Below are 14,222 nucleotides of genomic sequence, written 5' to 3' on the forward strand. Positions count from 1 at the left end.
GGCGACGACGTGGAGTATAGACCGTCGAGATCCCCGACTGTGCAGTACCTTTCGCGTGGCCGGCGGTTACGGTCCGGCTACCGGCCGGTCTCCACGGCGGGCGGATGTGCGCGGGCCGCGACCCACGCCGCCACCTGGGTGCGGGAGCTGACGGCCAGCTTGTCGAAGATGTGCTCGACGTGCCCGTCGACGGTGCGCCGCGAGATCACCAGCCCCTCGGCTATCTGCCGATTACTGAGCCCCTGCGCGAGCAGTTCGGCGATCTCCTGTTCCCGTTTCGTCAGCGGCGACGCCTCGGCGACGGGCGCCGCCGCGTCCTCGGTCCGGGTGCCGAGCGCGAGATCGACCGCCTGCTCGATGGTGAGCCGGACCGCGGGCGTTGCGAGTTGGGCGAATGCGCCGGGCCCCACCATGCGGGCGGCGTCCCGCTCGGACGACTGCGAGTCGTCGGTGATCTGCGGGCCGAACGCCGAGACGGACGTGCCGAGCCGATGCCACACCCCCTTCGCGGCGCCGCACAGTGTCGCCGCCGCGTTCGCGTCGCCGCTCGACGTCGCCACCCAGGACAGCACCTCGATCGACAGGGCCGTGCAGATCTTGTCCTTGAAGTCGCGTTGGATCCGCAGCGCCTGGCGGGCGGCGTCGACGGCGTCGTCGGCACGGCCCAGGTGGAAGTAGGCGACGCTCGAAACCCAGAGGGCGTACGCCTTGTTCCACTTCTCGCCGTGCCGGTCCGCCACCGCGATCACGTCGCGGCACGTCTCCAGCGCGTCGTCGAGGCGGCCGTCGTAGGTCTGCGCCATGCCCAGTTCGAATGACGCCGTCAGAGCCGAGGCCGTGTCGCCGACGGCGCGGTGCACGACGATCGCGTCGCGGAACAACACGATCGCGTCGGCGGGGCGGCCGGAGAACACCGCGTGGATCCCCGCCCAGTGATCGGCGTGCGCGCGCAGTCGCTCGTCGCCGAGCGCCGTCGCGATCGCGATGCATTCGTCGAGGTGTTCCCGCGCGGCGTCGCGGTCGCCCTGGATCAGCGCGGTCCACGCGGTCACCCACAGCACGTCGCCCCGCTCCCGGGTCGGTTCGGTGAGCCGCTGCAGGATCCGTTCGAGCCGGATCCGCCCGTCGGACAGGTTGCCGCCGGCGATCCAGTGATACCGCAGGGCGACGGCCAGTTCGGCGGCCGCGGCTCGCTGCGAGTCGTCCTGCAGGGCCCAATCCAGGGCGGCGACGAGGTTGGGGTGGTCGATCCGCAGTTCCGCGAGTGTCTCGGATTGTCCTGGCCCGCACCAGTCGAGCGACGACCGGCGGGCGCGTTCCGAATAGTGCTCGAGATGTCGCCGGTACAGCTCGTCGCGTTCCCCGCCGAGGTCGAGAAGCTCGTGCCCGTACTCGCGGACCGTCATCAGCTGCGAATAGCGGAGCCTCTCGGTCGAACGGTCCACGGTGACAAGGCATTTTCCGACCAGCCGGTCGAGGACGTCGATGACCGGCCAGTCCGACAGCTCACCGAACCCGGTGATCGCTTCCGCGGCTTCGAGATCGAAGCTGCCGGGGAACACGGCGAGGCGCGACCACAGTCGCCGCTCGGTGTCGGAGCACAGTTCGTAACTCCAGTCGATGAGGGCGCGCAGCGTCTGCTGGCGGGGCATCGCCGCACGGTCGCCGCCGGTGAGGAGTGCGAATCGCTGGTCGAGACGTTCGACGAGTTGCGACGCGGACAGCGACCGCAGCCGGGCGGCGGCGAGTTCGATGGCGAGCGGAATCCCGTCGAGCTGGTTGCACAACTGGGCGACGGCGGGCGCGTTCGCATCGGTGAGGCGGAAGTCGGCGACGACGCCCTGCGCCCGCTCGACGAGCAGCGACACCGATTCGAACGGGGCGATGTCCGCGGCGCGGTAGTCCTCGACGTCACCCGGGGTGCTCAGCGGCGGAAGCACGTACGTGAATTCACCGGCGATCCCGAGCGGTTCGCGACTCGTGGTGAGCACCCGGACCTCCGGCGCGGCGGCCAGGACGGTGCCGGCGAATTCGCCGGCGGCGGACAGCAGATGCTCGCAGTTGTCGAGGACGATCAGCAGGTGCCGCGACTGCAGGTGGTCGGTCACCTTGTCCATCACCGCGCGGCTGGACTGATCGGTGACGCCGAGAGCGGCCGCGGCGGCGGAAGGCAGCGCGCCGGGGTCGCGGACCGGGGCGAGGTCGATCCACCGGACGGAGTCGCGGAAGGCACGCGCGGAGCGGACCGCGAGTTCCTCGGCCAGTCGTGTCTTGCCCACACCGCCCGCACCGAGCAGCGACACGAGGCGGGACTGCTGCAGGCGGGCGCGGGCTTCCTCGATCTCGCGGCGCCGGCCGATGAAGCTGGTCATCGACCTGGTGAGTTCTCTCGAGCGAGTCAGTGGATGTCTCCCGTGTCCGGTCGGCCAGGTGTGGCACGAACCTACCTCCACCTGCTGTGACGGACAACACAGGTAATCAAGGGGGTGTTTCACCCCGTGTGGGGGTGATGTGACGTGGGTCATCGTCGTTGGCATACCCCGGTTGCCTGCTCGACTCCAGCCGGAACCCACCGTTCACGAGGAGCTCACCGCCATGTCAAAGACCAATTCTTCCGCCGACGTCGATGTCGTCGTCGTGGGTGCCGGGTTCGCCGGCCTCTACGCGCTCCGCAAGCTGCGCGACACGATGAAGCTGTCGACGCGGGTGTTCGAGGCAGGCTCGGACGTGGGCGGCACCTGGTTCTGGAATCGGTACCCCGGCGCCCGCTGCGACATCGAGAGCGTCCACTACTCGTACTCGTTCGACGAGGACCTGCAGCAGGACTGGCAGTGGAGTGAGAAGTTCGCCGGGCAACCGGAGATCCTCCGCTACCTCGAACACGTCGCCGACCGCTTCGACCTGCGCAAGGACATCACGTTCGGCACCCGGGTGATCGGCGTGCACTGGGACGACGAGGACTCGGTGTGGACGGTCCGCACCGACGACGGCGCCGTCGTCCGCAGCCGGTACTTCATCTCCGGGGCGGGCAACCTGTCGGTGCCGAAGACGCCGGAGTTCGGCGGCATCGAGAACTTCCGCGGGGAGGTGCTGCTCACCGGCAACTGGCCGCGCGAAGGCGCCGACTTCACCGGCAGGCGGGTCGCCGTGATCGGGACCGGGGCCAGCGCGATCCAGGCCATCCCGTTCATCGCCGAGGACGCCGCCGAACTGGTCGTCTTCCAGCGCACCCCCAACTTCGCGACCCCCCTCGGCAACGGTCCGATCGACCCGGACGAGGTGGCGGGCATCAAGGGCAACTACGCCGCGGTGCGGACCGCGGCCCGCAACCACTTCCTCGGCGTCCCGTTCGATCAGGTGCAGCCGTCCGCGCTCGCCGTCGACGCCGACGAGCGTCGCCGCACGTTCGACGAACGCTGGAACGCCGGCGGGTTCCGGTTGTTCATCGACTCCTATCAGGACATCCTGTTCGACAAGGCGGCCAACGACACCATCGCCGACTACATCCGGGAGCGGATCCACGAGCGGGTCCAGGACCCGGCGAAAGCGGCGACGCTGGCCCCGACGGGTTACGCGTACGGCACCAAGCGGCCACCGCTCGAGACCAACTACTACGAGGCGTTCAACCGCGACTCGGTGAGCGTCGTCGACGTGAAATCCACCCCGATCGACGAGATCACGTCGACGGGAGTCCGGGTCGGCGACCGCGTGTACGACGTCGACACCATCGTGCTCGCAACCGGATTCGACGCCATGACCGGCCCGCTGATGGCGATGGACATCCGCGGTCGGGGCGGTCTGCCGCTGGCCGAGAAGTGGGAGCACGGACCCAGGACGTACCTCGGCATCATGGTCAACGAATTCCCGAACCTGTTCGTCATCACCGGACCGCAGTCGCCGTCGGTGCTCTACAACATGCCACTCGCCATCGAGGACCACGTCGACTTCGCCACCGATGCGATCGACTACCTGGACCGCCGCGGCCTCGACGTCATCGAGCCCACGGCGCAGGCCGAACGCGATTGGGGCGCACTGACCAACGACATCGCGAACCAGACCCTGCTGCCGGGGACGAACTCCTGGTACATGGGCGCGAACATCCCCGGCAAGCCCCGCGCCTGCATGGTCTATCTCGGCGGCGCCCCCACCTACCGGGCCACCTGCGAGGACGTCGTCGCGGGCGGTTACTCCGGCTTCGCGCTCACCCGGGCGGGGGCCCGTACCGCCTCCGCTGCCGGGCAGCGTGTCCGCCGGGCTTCCACAGTGTCCTGACAACCATCCCGACGACAGAGGAGACCGACATGGCACTCGATTCACACGCAGCCGACCTGATCGCCGGACTACAGGCGCAGGGGCTGAAGGCTTTCGAGCACAGCACCGTGGACGAGGTGCGGGCGGTGGTGGCGACGTTCACCGGACTGCAGGCGCCGCCCGAACCCGTCGCCCGCGCGGTGGACGCGAACTACGAGAGCGGCGGAGTGCAGATCCCACTGCGGGTCTACGTGCCCGAGGGGCCGGCGCCGCACCCGGTGGTCCTGTACTTCCACGGCGGCGGATTCGTCGCCGGCGACCTCGACGTCGTCGACGAACCCGCACGCGCGGTCGCGAACGGCACAGGCGCGATCGTCGTCGCCGCGACGTACCGCCGCGCACCGGAACACCGGTTCCCGGCCGCCGCCGACGACGCGGCGGCCGCCCTGCAGTGGGTGACGGCCAACGTCGGGACCTACGGCGGAGACCCCGGCAACGTCGTCGTCATGGGTGACAGCGCCGGCGGCAACCTGGCCGCGGTCACCGCCCTGCGGGCCCGCGACGAGGGCGGACCGCGGCTGCGGGGTCAGGTGCTGATCTATCCGGTGATCGACCCGAACGCGGAGTTCCCCTCCCGGCGGGAGTTCGCTCAGGGATACGTGATCGGCGCCGGCGACCTCGACTGGTTCTGGAGCAACTACCTGCGCTCGCCCGAGGACGCGACCCATCCGTACGCCGTCCCGAGCCACGCCGCGAGCCTCGAAGGGCTTCCGCCCGCGCTCGTGCTCACCACCGAGAACGAGGTGGCCCGCGACGAGGCCGAGGCGTACGCCGAGGCGCTGCGGCAGGCGGGCGTCGACACGGAGGCGATCCGCTTCGACGGACTCCTCCACGGCGCGTTCTGGATGTCCGGTGCCATTCCGCGCAGCAGCGAAATGCGTTCGGCCGTCGTCGAGTTCGTGAAGCGGGTGACGGCCACCGCGCCCGTCCTGTGACGTGACCCGGTCGCGTCAGCCCTCGACTCGCGCCTCGAGTCGGGGGCAGACGCGCGGCCATTCCTCGTCGACCATCGAGAACAGGGCGGTGTTGCGCCACGATCCGTCGCGGCGGCGCCGGTGCTTGCGCAGGATGCCCTCGAACTCGGCCCCCAGCTTGGCGATGGCGCCGCGGGAGTGGGCGTTGCGCTCGTCGGTGTGCCATTCGACGCGGACGGCGCCGAGGTCCTCGAACGCCCGGCGCAGCAACAGCAGTTTCGAGTCCGGATTGATCAGCGTTCCTTGTGCGGAACGCGACAACCAGGTGTGCCCGATCGCGAGACTGCGGTTCTTCGGGTCGATCAGATACAGCGACGTCGAACCGACGACCCGCTCGGTGTGAACGTCGATCTGCGCGTACGCCAACCGGGTCGGATCCTCGTCGGCGCCGCGGACGAACGCCGCGGCGTCGTCCCGGTCGGCGATGGCGACGGACGTCCAGTGGAAGATGCGGGGGTCGTCGACCGCGTCCAGCAGTCCGTCGACGTGGTGCTCGCCCAGCGGTTCGAGGCGTACGTGCCGTCCGGTGAGAGTGGGATGCGCGTACCAGGATTCGCTCATCGCGCCGGCTCGGGAGATTTCAGCATCGGCCGCCGGCCGGACCCCGGACCGGTGCGCCCGCGGACGGGCGGATGCCGGAGAGTCGCGCGCAGGAACACGAAGAACAGCACCACCAGCAGTCCCGCCCGACCCCACACCCCGAACTTCACCAGCACCTCGAACGTCGACGCGTCCGTCTGGGCGGCGAGGGCGCCGAAGTACTTGAAGACGCCGATCCCCATCGACAGGTCGGCCACGAGGTACGCGGCGACGAGCCCCCACGGGACGCGCAGCAGCACGAAGAACGGGATCAGCCACAGCGTGTACTGCGGCGAATGCACCTTGTGCAGCAGCAGGAATCCGCACAGCATGGCGGCGCTGACGGCGATCCACGGGTACACGCCGTCGCGGTGGAACCGCGACCAGCCGAGCCGCAGGGCGATCGCGAACGCGGTGCACACGAGGAGCGGGGACAGCAGGCTGACCGTCTGGTCGTACGCGGGCAGCGGGACGTCGTCGGCGACCGGTCCGAACAGCGGGCGCAGCCCCCAGTACCAGATGGAGTTGGTGGTGAGATCGGCCTGACGGTTCTCCTGGAACGTGAACGACGCCCGCCATCCGCGGTAGGAGATGAGGGCGAACGGCAGGTTCACCGCCACCACGGTGGTGATCGCGGCGACCGCGACCAGCACCGCGCCGCGCACGTCGTAGCGGCGTTCCGGGGTGCCGTTCGTGAGGACGTACGCGATCAGCGGCAGCACGAACGCACCCGGATACAGCTTCAGGCAGAACCCGACGGCGAGGAGCACCGCCGCGAGGACAGCGCGGGTGCGGAGCGGGATGCGTTCGAGTGTCATCACGAAGATCGCGGCCACCGACGTCGCGACGACCGGCAGTTCCCAGTTGTGGAACGCGTACAGCACCAGCGGCGGCGTCGCCGACCACAGCAGCGCCCACCAGCCCGCCAGCCGCCCCAGCATCCAGGCCGTGAGCAGGCCGAACGGGGCGAGGATCAGCGCCGAGTGCAGCAGGAAGTCGGCGTCGGTGCGCGAACCGATGCCGCCGAGCCACATCAGCACACCACTCAGCACCGGGTATTCGACGGTGCCACCGGTGAGGACTCCGTCGGCGTTGATCCCCCCGGTGACGTACGGGAAGACGTGCAGGTTGACGTCGCGGCCGAGCCACAGGAACTGGATGTCGGAGTAGCAGACCTGCGTGTCCTTGAGGCGGTCGAAGATCAGGCTGCGGCCGACGCCGTCGAACGGCGCCCCGGCGCACCGCGCCTTCTGCAGGTAGCCGGCGAGCATGGCGAGGCCCGCCAACCCGACGACGACCGCCGTGATCGGCGACCGCTGCCGAGCTCCGATATGCATGAATCCACACTAGGGTGCGCGGGCCCCGGCGTGTGAAGCGGAAACGCCGCGCACCGGGGCGGTCAGTCGCTCGTGCGTCGCAGGACGTCGGGTTTGTGGACGGCGTCCTTCCCGCTCTTGTCGCTGACGACGCGGTACTGCGGGTCGTCCTCGGAGGCCCGCACGGTGCGGCCCGCCGCCTCGGTGTCCTCGGTGATCTTCTCCTCCACCTCACCGGACGTGGTGGTGCCGTGGGTCTTCCACTCCACCTTGTCGCCGCGGTGGAACTTCTCGTCTGCTGCCATCGTGTCGGCGTACCCATCCGTACCCCCGATCACACCGGCAGGGCTGATTTCGCTGGTCAGGGGCTCGTCGTGTACCCTGCAAAGGTTGCTGACGCAACGACCCTCCTGCCACGGACAGTCCGTGGCCGTTTTCACTAGTCCATAGGAGGTGATGAGGTCTTATGCGTCATTACGAATTGATGGTCATCCTTGACCCCAGCCTGGACGAGCGCACTGTTGCTCCTTCGCTGGATACGTTCCTCAATGTTGTTCGCCAGGACGGCGGCAAGATCGACAAGGTCGATGTCTGGGGTAAGCGTCGTCTCGCCTACGAGATCCTGAAGCACAGCGAAGGCATCTACGCGGTGATCGACATCAGCGCTACGCCCGCCACCGTCGCGGAGCTCGATCGTCAGCTCGGTCTGAACGAGTCGGTGCTGCGTACGAAGGTTCTGCGCCACAACAAGTGATTTCTGTCGGTCACCAGCCCTAGGCTCGTGCCCAACCGAACTCCACATTCTGCAGGAGGAACCATATGGCAGGCGACACCGTCATCACCGTCATCGGAAACTTGACGGCTGATCCGGAGCTTCGATTCACCCCCGCGGGTGCCGCGGTCGCGAACTTCACGGTCGCGTCCACGCCCCGCACCTTCGACCGTCAGACCAATGAATGGAAAGACGGCGAAGCACTGTTTCTGCGTTGCAACATCTGGCGCGAGGCAGCCGAGAACGTCGCGGAGAGTTTGACCCGTGGCTCGCGAGTGATCGTGAGCGGCCGGCTCAAGCAGCGCTCCTACGAAACTCGTGAAGGTGAAAAGCGCACTGTCGTCGAGCTCGAGGTCGACGAGATCGGCCCCTCGCTGAGGTACGCCACGGCCAAGGTCAACAAGGCCAACCGTGGTGGCGGCGGCGGTGGAGGCTTCGGTTCCTCCGGCGGATCGGGCGGCGGACGTCCGCAATCCAACACCGGCGGAGATGATCCGTGGGGCAGCGCGCCGCAGGCGTCCGGCTCCTTCGGAGGCTCTGGTGGTGGGAGCGACGAACCCCCGTTCTGATCCGTACCTGATCGGAACATCCAGAAAAGAGCAAACAAATGCCGAAGCCGCCCTTGCGCGACAAGGTAATGAAGAAGAAGATCTGCATCTTCTGCAAAGAGAAGAACACGCAGATCAACTACAAGGACACGACGCTGCTGCGTAAGTACGTCAGCGACCGCGGCAAGATCCGTGCGCGCCGTGTCACCGGCAACTGCGTCCAGCACCAGCGCGACGTTGCCATTGCCGTCAAGAACTCACGTGAGGTGGCGTTGCTGCCTTACGCCACCGTGGCTCGCTAAGGAAAGGGAGGAAAGACATGAAGCTCATCCTCACCGCTGACGTGGACAACCTCGGTGCGCCTGGCGACACCGTCGAGGTCAAGGACGGCTACGGCCGCAACTACCTGCTGCCCCGCGGCCTGGCCATCGTCGCCACCCGTGGCGCCGAGAAGCAGGTCGAGGGCATCCGTCGTGCGCAGGAAGCTCGCGCCGTGCGCGGACTCGACCACGCCAAGGAGCTCAAGGACGCCATCGAGGGCCTCGAGAACATCTCGCTGACGGTCAAGACCGCCGGTGACTCGGGCAAGCTCTTCGGTTCGGTTACCGCCGCCGACGTCGCCGCTGCCATCAAGGCTGCCGGCGGACCCGTCGTCGACAAGCGCAGCCTGGAGCTGCCGAAGGCTCACATCAAGGCGACCGGCAAGCACGCCATCGTCGTGAACCTGCACCCCGACGTGGTTGCGAAGTTCCACCTGAACGTCGTCGGCGCCTAGTCGACCCCGTTCACACACAGGCCCCCCGGACGCCTCGGCGTGCGGGGGGCCTGCGCTTGTCGATTCCGGCTCTCCGCCGCCTTCTCCGGACCGTTTTCGCGGGTGTGAAGCATGCAGAGGGGCGGCTTCCAGGTGTGCCTGGAAGTTAGCCGCCCGCGCCGGAGATCTGTGAGGTGAATCATATTGCCACGCAGGGGCGATCAACTCAACACGCCCGAGTCGTCAACGCGAAAGACACGCCGAACGGGTTTTCATCCACAGTTGTGAGAATCCAAAAAACGGCTCTGAACTGGGTGCTTGGGATTGTGAGATGCACTTATCCTCAGGTTATCCCCATGGGGTTAACAAACGTACCCAGCGGTTTACACAATTTGTCCCCAACTGTGTACACAGGCTGGTTTGAACACCGGGTAGCTAATCCCTAACGTCGTCCCGGCGTGTCTCGCGATCACGACACCGGCCGCCGCGAAGAGCCTGCGAAGGTTGTCGGTGGGGGCGAGTACAAAGAGTTCGTAGCACCAACTCCGGGAAGCTTTTCCCGGGGCGGCGCAACAGTGATGGGGAAGGTCGGTCGAGTGGCTGTAGTAGACGATCGGGGCCATTCCGAATACCCGGGTCCGCCCGACGCGGAGCCCGGTGAGGAGTTCGGTCGGCAGCCCCCTCAGGACATGGCGGCGGAGCAGTCGGTGCTCGGCGGCATGCTCCTCAGCAAGGACGCCATCGCGGACGTGCTCGAGGTGCTCCGACCCGGCGACTTCTACCGTCCCGCGCATCAGTCGGTGTACGACGTGATCCTGGACCTCTACAGCCGCGGTGAGCCGGCCGACCCGGTGACGGTGTCCGCGGAACTCGATCGTCGCGGCGAACTCCGCCGCATCGGTGGTGCGCCCTACCTGGTGACGCTCACCCAGACGGTGCCCACCGCCGCCAACGCCGGCTACTACGCCGAGATCGTGGCGGAGAAGGCCATCCTGCGCCGCCTCGTCGACGCAGGCACCCGCATCGTGCAGTACGGCTACACCGGCGCCGACGGCCAGGACGTCGCCGAGGTCGTCGACCGCGCGCAGGCCGAGATCTTCGAGGTCACCGAACGCCGCACCACCGAAGACTTCGTCCCCCTCGAAGAGCTCCTGCAGCCCACGATGGACGAGATCGACTCCATCGCCAGCCGCGGCGGCATCTCCCTCGGCGTGCCCACCGGCTTCGTCGAACTCGACGAGATCACCAACGGCCTCCACCCCGGGCAGATGATCATCGTTGCGGCACGACCCGGTGTGGGTAAGGCGCTCGCCCTCGACACTCCCCTCGCCACGCCCACCGGCTGGACCACCATGGGCGACGTCCAGGTCGGCGACCACCTCATCGACGCCGACGGCAAACCCACCCGCGTCGTCGCCGCCACCGACGTCATGGTCGGCCGGCCCTGCTACGAGGTGGAATTCTCCGACGGCACCGTACTCGTCGCCGACGAGCAGCATCAGTGGTTGACGGGCGTCGACGGACGAGACGCCGTGCGCACCACGGCTCAGATCGCCGGATCGATCGAGCTCGGGCACGAGGTCGCGCATACCCGCGCACTGCAGTTGCCGACGTCGACCGTGCACGTCGACCCGTACGCTCTGGGGGCTTCGCTCACTGCCGGGGGCAAGCGAATCCCGGTTGAGCTACTGCGTGGTGCGGAATCGGAGCGTCGCGAGTTGCTGGCCGGCCTGCTCGATGCGGCAGGATCGGTCGCCGAGGACGGCGCGGTGCGGTTCCAGACCGGGAATCCCCCGCTGTCGGAGGATCTCGCCGAACTCGTCGTCAGTCTCGGATACGACTGCCGTCCGGTCGACGGCGGGGTCACGTTCCACGCCGACGACGAGGTGTTCCAGCTTCATCGGAAGGCCATCCGGCACAAGGAACTTCGCGGCGAGGTGAGTGGCTCGCGCCGCATCGTCGCGGTACGTCCGATCGACAGTGTCCCGGTGCGGTGCGTCGAGGTCGACAACGCCGACCACCTGTACCTTGCAGGTCGCTCGATGGTGCCCACCCACAACTCCACCCTCGGCATGGACTTCCTGCGTTCCTGCTCGGTGAAGCACGGCATGGCCAGCGTCATGTTCTCGCTCGAGATGAGCAAGACCGAGATCGTCATGCGTCTGCTGTCGGCGGAGGCGAAGATCAAACTCGGCGACATGCGCTCCGGCAAGATGACCGACGACGACTGGACGAAACTCGCTCGCCGTATGAGTGAGATCAGTGAGGCGCCGCTGTTCATCGACGACTCCCCCAACCTGACCATGATGGAGATCCGCGCCAAAGCGCGGCGGCTCAAGCAGAAGCACGACATCAAACTGATCGTCATCGACTACCTGCAGCTGATGAGCTCGGGTAAGAAGGTCGAGTCGCGTCAGCAGGAAGTCTCCGAATTCTCCCGTAGCCTCAAGCTCTTGGCGAAGGAACTCGAAGTTCCCGTGGTCGCGATCTGCCAGCTGAACCGTGGTCCAGAACAGCGGCAAGATAAGCGCCCGCAGGTCGCTGACCTGCGCGAATCGGGATCGCTGGAACAGGATGCCGACATGGTGATCCTGCTTTACCGCCCCGATGCGACCGAACGCGACGACCCCCGCGGCGGCGAGGCCGACCTCATCCTCGGCAAGCACCGTAACGGTCCGACAGCGACAATTACCGTGGCGCATCAGCTTCACCTGTCCAAGTTCGTGGACATGGCGAGAGGTTAGGCAGCAGCAGCGTCGGTTGTCGGACCTGCGAGATGGCCGGCTTCTCGTCCCACCGGACGTTTCGGCGACCGGCCTGTCGGCCCGACGACACGCTTCCATATGATGTGTGCGTCGGGCGCGCCGGTGTCCGCGAGTCGCGAAACCGGATCGAGTGATCCAGGTCACCGCTGGTGGGGCGGTTGCGCTTGCCGGCATCCGACGCAAGGACACACCACATGAGCCGGGAAGGCAGACAAGCGCAGTGAGCACAGTGGAACTGGCCCAGTGGAACTCCGAGGAAGCTCTCGCGGAGGCAATGATCCCGATCATCGGCGGCCTGCACCGCAGACACGCGGTGACCATTTTGCTTCACAGTCGCTCCCTGGTGAACAAGTCGGTCATCAGTATTCTGCGAACCCATCGTTTCGCCCGGCAGATCAGCGGCGACGAGCTGTCGGTCGAGGAGACGTTCCCCTTCCTCGAAGCGCTCACCCACCTCGATCTGCGGCCCTCGAAGATCGACCTCGGCTTGCTGGTGATGGCCTATCGCGCCAACGGTGACGGAGCATCCGTCCCGGAGTTCGTTGCGCGGAGCCTCGCCGACCTGGTCGGCGGCGCCGAGACGAGCCCCGCGCAGCCGCAGGACGTGGTCCTGTACGGATTCGGGCGTATCGGTCGCCTCGTCGCTCGACTGCTCATCGAGAAGGCCGGCTCGGGCAACGGGCTGAACCTGCGTGCCGTGGTGGTCCGCAAGGGTGGCAGCGACGATCTGACCAAGCGTGCATCGTTGCTGCGCCGTGACTCCGTCCACGGGCAGTTCAACGGCACGATCAAGGTCGACACCGACAACAACACGCTGATCGCCAACGGCAACGTCATCAAGTTCATTTACAGCAACGACCCGGAGAGCCTCGACTACACCGAGCACGGCATCGACAACGCCATCCTGATCGACAACACCGGGATCTGGCGCGACCGCGACGGACTGTCGAAGCACCTCCGCCCCGGTGTCGCGAAGGTGGTGCTCACCGCGCCCGGCAAGGGCGACGTCCCGAACATCGTGCACGGCGTCAATCACCGCGACCTCGATCCGAACGAGCAGATCGTGTCGTGCGCGTCCTGCACCACCAATGCCATCGTCCCGCCGCTGAAGACCATGGACGACGAGTTCGGTGTGTCGCGTGGCCACGTCGAGACCGTGCACTCGTTCACCAACGACCAGAACCTCTTGGACAACTACCACAAGGCCGACCGTCGTGGTCGTTCGGCGCCGTTCAACCTCGTGCTCACCGAGACCGGCGCCGCGTCGGCGGTGGCCAAGGCGCTCCCCGGGCTGAAGGCCAAGATCACCGGTAACTCGATCCGCGTTCCCACTCCGGACGTGTCCGTCGCCATCCTCCACCTTCAGTTGGGTCGTGAGACCACTCGGGAGGAGGTGCTCGAGCACCTCAGCCAGGAGTCGCTGACCGGAGCGCTGAGCCGGAACCTCGACTACACCGCTGCAACCGATGCAGTGTCCAGTGACTTCATCGGTTCGCGGGCCGCGTGCATCGTCGACGCGAATGCGACGATCGTCGACGGCGACACCGCCATCCTCTACGTCTGGTATGACAACGAGTTCGGATACTCGTGCCAGGTGGTGCGCACTGTCCAGTACCTGTCCGGTGTGGAGTACCCGATCTACCCCGCGGTCGACGCCGCTGATGCGATGCCCGTGGGCTGACCGGCGACACCGTAGGTTCGCGACGCCCGGGAGAGCAGTGGCTGCTCCCCCGGGCGTCGTCGTGTATTCGGTGGATCTCGCCGCTGAAAGCTCATAGCGGAAGCGGTAGTTCGAGCGGCGGCACCATTCCTCTGGAGGTGGTGCCGCCGCGGTGATTGTGGCTGAGGGTGAGCACTTTGGCACGTGGCCGGTGACTCACGAAAGATATTGTAGCCATGGGTAATAGATGATTATCGATGTCGATCTACCGCTCGATCTACCAAAACACGTTGCGCCACAACAATTATAGATACACTTGCTCGGGGGGAGGAACCGGCAACAGGGGGAGTGGTCATGGGTGGGGAAACGGGATCGACTGCAGGCGGCGCATCCGAAGCCAATCTGGATTGTCTAACCTCTTCGAGGTTGGCTTCAGGCATACCTTCGTCAGCACGCGTATTGCGCGCAGACACTGGAGCGCCTGCCGAAATGGGTGAAATCGCGTGTTCGGCTGAACCGCGATGCGTGTGGTCACTGGGTGAA

At 66.9% G+C, this 14,222-nt stretch carries 12 protein-coding genes; 8 read left to right on the forward strand and 4 right to left on the reverse strand.

The features are described from left to right. Window positions 1-77: 77 nt before the first annotated feature. Complete coding sequence (locus ACFU5V_RS23605) at window positions 78-2,372, reverse strand: ATP-binding protein (RefSeq protein ID WP_378702357.1); 2,295 nt, start codon at window positions 2,370-2,372, stop codon at window positions 78-80. 223 nt (window positions 2,373-2,595) lie between these two features. Between ACFU5V_RS23605 and ACFU5V_RS23610 the strand changes: the two genes are divergently transcribed. Together ACFU5V_RS23610 and ACFU5V_RS23615 are read left to right on the forward strand one after the other, a co-directional pair. Beyond that, the gene (locus ACFU5V_RS23610; RefSeq protein WP_378702359.1) at window positions 2,596-4,272 is read left to right on the forward strand and encodes a flavin-containing monooxygenase; all 1,677 of its coding nucleotides are present in this window, start codon (window positions 2,596-2,598) and stop codon (window positions 4,270-4,272) included. A gap of 29 nt (window positions 4,273-4,301) precedes the next feature. Further along, window positions 4,302-5,246 carry an alpha/beta hydrolase gene (locus ACFU5V_RS23615; RefSeq protein ID WP_378702361.1) on the forward strand — a complete coding sequence of 315 codons (945 nt, stop codon included), beginning with the start codon at window positions 4,302-4,304 and terminating at the stop codon, window positions 5,244-5,246. 15 nt (window positions 5,247-5,261) lie between these two features. Here ACFU5V_RS23615 and ACFU5V_RS23620 read toward each other — a convergent pair whose 3' ends face one another. The 3 genes from ACFU5V_RS23620 to ACFU5V_RS23630 form a co-directional block, all read right to left on the reverse strand. Further along, on the reverse strand, window positions 5,262-5,846 hold the full coding sequence (locus tag ACFU5V_RS23620) for a GNAT family N-acetyltransferase (protein ID WP_378702363.1): 585 nt from the start codon (window positions 5,844-5,846) through the stop codon (window positions 5,262-5,264). Continuing rightward, on the reverse strand, window positions 5,843-7,201 hold the full coding sequence (locus ACFU5V_RS23625) for a glycosyltransferase family 87 protein (protein ID WP_378702365.1): 1,359 nt from the start codon (window positions 7,199-7,201) through the stop codon (window positions 5,843-5,845). The genes ACFU5V_RS23620 and ACFU5V_RS23625 overlap by 4 nt, the downstream gene beginning before the upstream one ends. 62 nt (window positions 7,202-7,263) lie before the next feature. Further along, window positions 7,264-7,485 carry a DUF2945 domain-containing protein gene (locus tag ACFU5V_RS23630; protein WP_378702367.1) on the reverse strand — a complete coding sequence of 74 codons (222 nt, stop codon included), beginning with the start codon at window positions 7,483-7,485 and terminating at the stop codon, window positions 7,264-7,266. Between the two features lie 161 nt (window positions 7,486-7,646). On the opposite strand from ACFU5V_RS23630, the gene rpsF reads away from it, so the two are divergent. The 6 genes from rpsF to ACFU5V_RS23660 all read left to right on the forward strand — a co-directional run bounded on the left by rpsF (window position 7,647) and on the right by ACFU5V_RS23660 (window position 13,700). Beyond that, window positions 7,647-7,934 carry a 30S ribosomal protein S6 gene (rpsF, locus tag ACFU5V_RS23635; protein WP_005249677.1) on the forward strand — a complete coding sequence of 96 codons (288 nt, stop codon included), beginning with the start codon at window positions 7,647-7,649 and terminating at the stop codon, window positions 7,932-7,934. Window positions 7,935-7,999: 65 nt separating this feature from the next. Next, window positions 8,000-8,521 (forward strand): single-stranded DNA-binding protein, encoded by a 522-nt coding sequence (locus ACFU5V_RS23640; protein ID WP_012690423.1) that lies wholly within the window; start codon window positions 8,000-8,002, stop codon window positions 8,519-8,521. A 38-nt stretch (window positions 8,522-8,559) separates the two neighbouring features. After that, window positions 8,560-8,802 (forward strand): 30S ribosomal protein S18, encoded by a 243-nt coding sequence (gene rpsR, locus ACFU5V_RS23645; protein ID WP_005249686.1) that lies wholly within the window; start codon window positions 8,560-8,562, stop codon window positions 8,800-8,802. Between the two features lie 17 nt (window positions 8,803-8,819). After that, entirely contained in the window at window positions 8,820-9,275 is a 456-nt protein-coding gene (gene rplI / locus ACFU5V_RS23650; RefSeq protein WP_378431493.1) for a 50S ribosomal protein L9, read from the forward strand. A gap of 575 nt (window positions 9,276-9,850) precedes the next feature. Beyond that, window positions 9,851-11,998 (forward strand): replicative DNA helicase, encoded by a 2,148-nt coding sequence (gene dnaB / locus ACFU5V_RS23655; RefSeq protein WP_378702372.1) that lies wholly within the window; start codon window positions 9,851-9,853, stop codon window positions 11,996-11,998. 241 nt (window positions 11,999-12,239) lie between these two features. Next, window positions 12,240-13,700 (forward strand): glyceraldehyde-3-phosphate dehydrogenase, encoded by a 1,461-nt coding sequence (locus ACFU5V_RS23660; protein ID WP_378431489.1) that lies wholly within the window; start codon window positions 12,240-12,242, stop codon window positions 13,698-13,700. Window positions 13,701-14,222 lie beyond the last annotated feature (522 nt).

Origin of the sequence: Rhodococcus sp. NPDC057529 (assembly GCF_042802055.1) — a bacterium.
Lineage (GTDB): Bacteria > Actinomycetota > Actinomycetes > Mycobacteriales > Mycobacteriaceae > Rhodococcus_F.

Bases quoted from the DNA above. Each gene is read 5' to 3' on its own strand.
- ACFU5V_RS23630 (WP_378702367.1), bottom strand. From the start codon at position 7,485: ATGGCAGCAGACGAGAAGTTCCACCGCGGCGACAAGGTGGAGTGGAAG.
- ACFU5V_RS23620 (WP_378702363.1), bottom strand. From the start codon at position 5,846: ATGAGCGAATCCTGGTACGCGCATCCCACTCTCACCGGACGGCACGTA.
- ACFU5V_RS23610 (WP_378702359.1), top strand. From the start codon at position 2,596: ATGTCAAAGACCAATTCTTCCGCCGACGTCGATGTCGTCGTCGTGGGT.
- rpsR (WP_005249686.1), top strand. From the start codon at position 8,560: ATGCCGAAGCCGCCCTTGCGCGACAAGGTAATGAAGAAGAAGATCTGC.
- ACFU5V_RS23605 (WP_378702357.1), bottom strand. From the start codon at position 2,372: ATGACCAGCTTCATCGGCCGGCGCCGCGAGATCGAGGAAGCCCGCGCC.
- ACFU5V_RS23625 (WP_378702365.1), bottom strand. From the start codon at position 7,201: ATGCATATCGGAGCTCGGCAGCGGTCGCCGATCACGGCGGTCGTCGTC.
- rpsF (WP_005249677.1), top strand. From the start codon at position 7,647: ATGCGTCATTACGAATTGATGGTCATCCTTGACCCCAGCCTGGACGAG.
- ACFU5V_RS23640 (WP_012690423.1), top strand. From the start codon at position 8,000: ATGGCAGGCGACACCGTCATCACCGTCATCGGAAACTTGACGGCTGAT.
- ACFU5V_RS23615 (WP_378702361.1), top strand. From the start codon at position 4,302: ATGGCACTCGATTCACACGCAGCCGACCTGATCGCCGGACTACAGGCG.
- rplI (WP_378431493.1), top strand. From the start codon at position 8,820: ATGAAGCTCATCCTCACCGCTGACGTGGACAACCTCGGTGCGCCTGGC.